Raw genomic sequence first — 4899 nt, forward strand, 5'->3', positions numbered from 1 at the left:
ACTTCGGCAGTTCCCAATTGATGATCGCGCACCGCAACACGCAGGCGATACTCAGACAGAGCTTCTGGCTCTACGGCTATCACCGGCAACGATTCGAGCCAGGGACTTCTGTACATCTTACGCGCTTCGCGCCAGGTGCCATCGAGAAAAATCAGAAGCGGCGTTCGTCCATCAATGTACTCTGCCAAAGTTCGCTCTTCGCGCAGCTGGCGCTCTACCTCAACGTACTCATACGGAAAAACAATCACGGGGGCGTATGCCGGATCAGAGAGCAGCGCCAACATATCTTTGTCTGGCTCAGTTCTCGTCCATTGAAAGGCATGGTTGTCTTCGAGCACATCTGCAATCAACCGCCCCGTATTGCTCGGCTTGAAGACCTCGCCTTGGTAATAAATGAGGCAAACGGCAACACCGGTAACCGACTCCGGTCGCTGTCCACAGACACACAGGCGCACTGACAACAGGCAGTCGTCACACCGGGAAAGTTTACTGCCACGGGCCAGGAATTCGCGGCGTGAAAGCGCCTTCTGTCGGGCTCTCAAACGAGTAACGCTGGTTTCTTTCATTTATCTCGCCATTTGCCCTGCCATACAAACATACACCCACCACCTAGAAGAAAGCGCGATATCCGGAGCGGGATTCTGTGTGAATCAATACAGCAATGCCAGCCAGTGAAAGAAATTGGAACAAATTTCTTATCTGCCACTCACACCATGTACAACACTTGTCTAGCTTTTTGCTAAGGAGTCTCTCATGGCCGCATTAGATCAACTTCAGAATGACCCAAAAGCCGCACTGTGGAACGCACTTTCCGAGGAAACCGCAGTCATGCTGGGAATAGATGGCGTTACTGACTTTATGAAGCCTATGGCCGCCAAACCAGACCTTGATAGCGAAACCATCTGGTTCTTTACTGATAAACGAAGCGAAACATTTGGCCGCCTGTCGGGTGAGCCCGCTGCACGCATCTGCATCAGCGATTCAACCGAACATTTCTGGGCCGACATCAAGGGACGTATTAAGGTCGTCAATGACTCAGAAGTCGTTGCTAATAAATGGTCTGTCGATATTGAAGCCTGGTACGACAAAGGCAAGCGTGACGACAACCTTCAATTAATGGCGTTCTCACCAGAAAAGGCCGAACTGTCTGCCTCTACGGCTAACCCGATCAGTTTCAGCTGGCAAACCGCGAAAGCCATTCTGGGTAATCAGGATCGCCCAGACATCAGTAAACAGAAACAAATCACCTTCTCATAAAGATGAAAAAGGCAGGGCGCGGACGCCCTGCCTGACCGAATAACAGCACCCTATCCGTACACAGGAAACGTCCATGTCATCCCCCGTTACATACCAGGAATATCTAGAAAACTATCATCCTCATGCCGAGGAATTTCATCAGGCGGTGAAAGAAGTCTGTGACGACATTGCCGAAGAATATGAAAGCAGTGATGACTATGCCGAGTGGAATATCATCGAGCGCCTGATTGAGCCAGACCGGATTATTAAATTCCGCGTCAGCTGGGAAGATGATAAAGGGAAAGTGCATGTTAACCGCGCATGGCGCGTGCAGTTTCATAATCTGCTTGGCGCCTACAAAGGCGGCTTACGATTTCACCCGACAGTGAATGAGAGTGTTCTTAAATTTCTGGGTTTTGAGCAGTGTTTTAAAAATGCACTCACCGGCTTACCCATGGGCGGAGCCAAAGGTGGATCTGACTTTAACCCTAAAGGAAAAAGTCAGCGTGAAATTATGCGCTTCTGCCAATCCTTTATGCGGGAGCTGTATCGACACATAGGCCCGGATACCGATGTGCCTGCGGGTGACATTAACGTCAGCAGTAATGAGATCGGCTTTATGTTTGGCGAATACCTTCGTATCAATAACCGTTGGGAAGGTGTACTCACAGGCAAAACCCCAGGGTTCGGCGGCAGCTGTGGCCGCGAAGAAGCAACAGGTTACAGTGTTATTTATTTTCTACGCGAAATGCTGCAAGCCCATGATGACTCGCTGGATAACAAACGTATCTTAATTTCAGGCTCAGGCAATGTTGCGCTTCATGCCGCCGAGAAAGCCATCGCTGAAGGCGCTGTTGTTCTTACTGTTTCGGATTCGAGTGGCACTCTGTATTTCAAAGACGGAATGACAGAAAAAGAGCTCAACGCCATAAAGTCACTGAAACTCGACGATAAAGGCCGGCTTAAAGAAGCCTCCGTTGGTGATTACCAGGAGGATAAGAAACCCTGGGGCATAGAAAATGCTGACATCGCGCTGCCTTGCGCTACACAGAATGAACTGGATGATAAAGACGCAGAAACCTTACTCGGCAATGAGGTTCGTATTCTGTGCGAAGGCGCAAACATGCCACTAACAGACGGAGCACGTAAACAATTCCTCAACGCCAACGCGTTATACGGCCCTGCGAAAGCAGCTAACGCTGGCGGCGTTGCTGTATCGGGCCTTGAGCGGTCTCAGAATGCTGAGCTAACGACCTGGCCAATTTCCCGCGTTGATGAAGAACTGAACCGCATCATGAAAGAAATCCATGAGCGGTGCATTCAGCATGTAAAGAAAAAGGATGGCGTTTATCCATACAGCCGCGGGGCGAACATCTATGGTTTCAAGAAACTCGCGGGGGCAATGATTACTCACGGGATTGGCTGATTGCAGCATCCAGCCCTACAGTGTCGAGTAGCGGCCCGTCTAATGGCACTTCCAATATAAGCTGCCAGCAGACGGTGCCCTGTTCGTCGTGGGGTTTTACCGAAATTTCTGCGCCAAGCGCTTGTGCTCTGGCGCGCATACTTTCCTGCCCTAAGCCCTGATCAATGCGCGGCAGGTCTGGTGAATCCGATGATTTACAGTAATTTATCATGGTGACGACCAGAGCCGGGCCTTTCACAGAAGCGCTTACCTCAATGCTGTTACTACCTGCTCGCAGGGCATTACTGAGAGCTTCGCGGAGAATACGCTCAAGGTGGTAATAACCGTTTCTGGTGAGCGTGAGATCTGGAACATCTTGCGTCCACACAAGCGGCACATCATAGTCCTGGCAACGCGCCTGTGCCTCATCCTTCATTGACACACATAAAGCCTCCAGTCCATCGGGCGCATCGAAACTGTGATTAAGCAGGTTGCGTAAATCCGAAATGGCGGAACGCACCAATGCCTGCTCCTCTTCTGCACTGCGGCGAAGAATGGTCAGCAGCTTTGCCCCAATATCATCGTGCAGGTCGCGCCGGATTCGTTGGCGCTCCGACTGCACACCTTCCTCATGCGCACCATGAGTCCGGTCGATCAGATCATCCAACGCTCGAATTAAATCAGCGGTTCTGAAATCATTTTCTGTCAGGTTTCTTGCGCCTTGAAAAGGATGCAACAACTCGAGAAATCTCGCTTCGCCTGAGGCATCTGGCGCCGTCAGTTGCAGAACGTTTTTCTGAGGATGTGAGCCGGTATAGATTCTGATATCCAGGGGAGAGAATACGGTTCTGAACGCGTCGGTTAAACGCTCCTCACGGCTCAGGTATCGATCATTTACTAACCCGGGCAACGAATCCCTGAGCCAATGATCAAGCTCCCCACGGTGAGCTGGAAGCAGCCTCGCAAGAAAGAACTGACGCACCGGAAAGTACAGCCAGCCGACCAAGGCCAGAGAAATTGCTAAGGTTTCAGGGCCACTGCGCGACAGCAGATACGTCAGCAAAATATCGATCATCAGGATGGCCATACCACCCGCGATCCAGCCCCAGACTTTTAAGTACCAGGGATCAAGATCAAACACCCTGTGCCGGATCACAGCAAACAACATCCCGAAGTACATAAAGACAAACGTCACCAGCACCATGGACTGAGAGGCCAGAGGTGGACGCCCCATCAGCATAGGAACAATAGCGGTTATTGCGAAAATACCCGTTCCTGCCACGACCGATATAAAAATCCAACGTACTTTTATTCTTTCTTCACTCCCCGGCGCACTCTTCATCCACTGCACAAACAAACCAATAAGAGCGGCGATCAAAGAAATACCGTAAGGCAGATAAAACATAACGGCTGTCTCGGGGTGCACGGGAAAGAACTGCGCACTCAATGTCGAAATCAGTGGCAGACTGAATACGCACCAGGCTAAGCGCGAGCCAAACAGTATTGCGGGGTAATTCCACAGAAAAGCAATCAGACCAGTAGCAAACAACGAAGAGCCAAGATGGTTCATCAACGAGGCTGCAAAAAACAGATCCCCCTGAATAAACAAATCGCGGGTACTGTAAATGGCTGCAAACAGGCTCGATAACGCAAAGCCGACGCCTGTAATCACAAATGCTATCCGGCCGGAGCGTTCACTTTTATCAGAGCTGAGTAGCAACACCAGGAAACAGATAAGAGCGGCAAGAAAGCCACTGAAGGCCTGAATCCAGAAATCAAACCTGAGATCAGCCAGCGTTCTCGACCGCGGATCAACGTCAATCAGGCGACCGTCGTCCAGTACCAATGAGAGCTGATTATCGAGCAACCATGATGAAACCAGACCAACCTCATCCATGACTCTGCGATAGTCTTCAATCAGAGGCAGACTGTCCGGTTCTTCAATAAAGAGTTCAGGCGTCGCCACTATACGCTGCTCTTGCGCTGTGCGATTCACAAACGCAATTACCCGTTCGGATTCGACCCCGCTCCTGGGCCCGGTATCAAGATCAGAGTAGAAAACCTGGCCGTCAGAGGTATTAAAAGTGCCACCAGCCTCAGGCAACGACAGCGAAGTCAGTGCAATAAGCGCCAGAAAAATAACAGGAACCAGAACCGAGAGCATGGCCTGAGAGCGGAGATTCATAGACAGTATCCGTACAAGAGAATGGCCGACTTTAAATGGGAGTTGCCTGAAATAACACGTCGAAACAGGTCAT

General features: G+C 50.6%; 4 protein-coding genes. 2 read left to right on the forward strand and 2 right to left on the reverse strand.

Annotated features, from left to right (window positions below; genetic code table 11):
• The coding region (locus B2067_RS11520; protein WP_301388550.1) for a tRNA-uridine aminocarboxypropyltransferase at positions 1-566 on the reverse strand (566 nt) is incomplete at its 3' end.
• A 187-nt stretch (positions 567-753) separates the two neighbouring features.
• Here B2067_RS11520 and B2067_RS11525 point away from each other — a divergent pair.
• Positions 754-1257: a pyridoxamine 5'-phosphate oxidase family protein gene (locus tag B2067_RS11525; protein WP_301377862.1), complete on the forward strand. Its 504-nt coding sequence runs from the start codon at positions 754-756 to the stop codon at positions 1255-1257.
• Positions 1258-1330: 73 nt separating this feature from the next.
• Positions 1331-2662, forward strand: a complete 1332-nt coding sequence (gene gdhA / locus B2067_RS11530) for an NADP-specific glutamate dehydrogenase (RefSeq protein WP_301388551.1) — start codon at positions 1331-1333, stop codon at positions 2660-2662.
• Here gdhA and B2067_RS11535 read toward each other — a convergent pair.
• A complete protein-coding gene (locus B2067_RS11535) occupies positions 2643-4826 on the reverse strand; it encodes a sensor histidine kinase (protein WP_301388552.1) in 2184 nt (727 codons plus the stop codon). The two genes, gdhA and B2067_RS11535, sit on opposite strands and share 20 nt — an antisense overlap.
• Positions 4827-4899 lie beyond the last annotated feature (73 nt).

Origin of the sequence: Thalassolituus sp. UBA2590, from assembly GCF_002339775.1 — a bacterium.
Lineage (GTDB): Bacteria > Pseudomonadota > Gammaproteobacteria > Pseudomonadales > Oceanobacteraceae > Thalassolituus.

Bases quoted from the DNA above. Each gene is read 5' to 3' on its own strand.
- B2067_RS11525 (WP_301377862.1), top strand. From the start codon at position 754: ATGGCCGCATTAGATCAACTTCAGAATGACCCAAAAGCCGCACTGTGG.
- gdhA (WP_301388551.1), top strand. From the start codon at position 1,331: ATGTCATCCCCCGTTACATACCAGGAATATCTAGAAAACTATCATCCT.
- B2067_RS11535 (WP_301388552.1), bottom strand. From the start codon at position 4,826: ATGAATCTCCGCTCTCAGGCCATGCTCTCGGTTCTGGTTCCTGTTATT.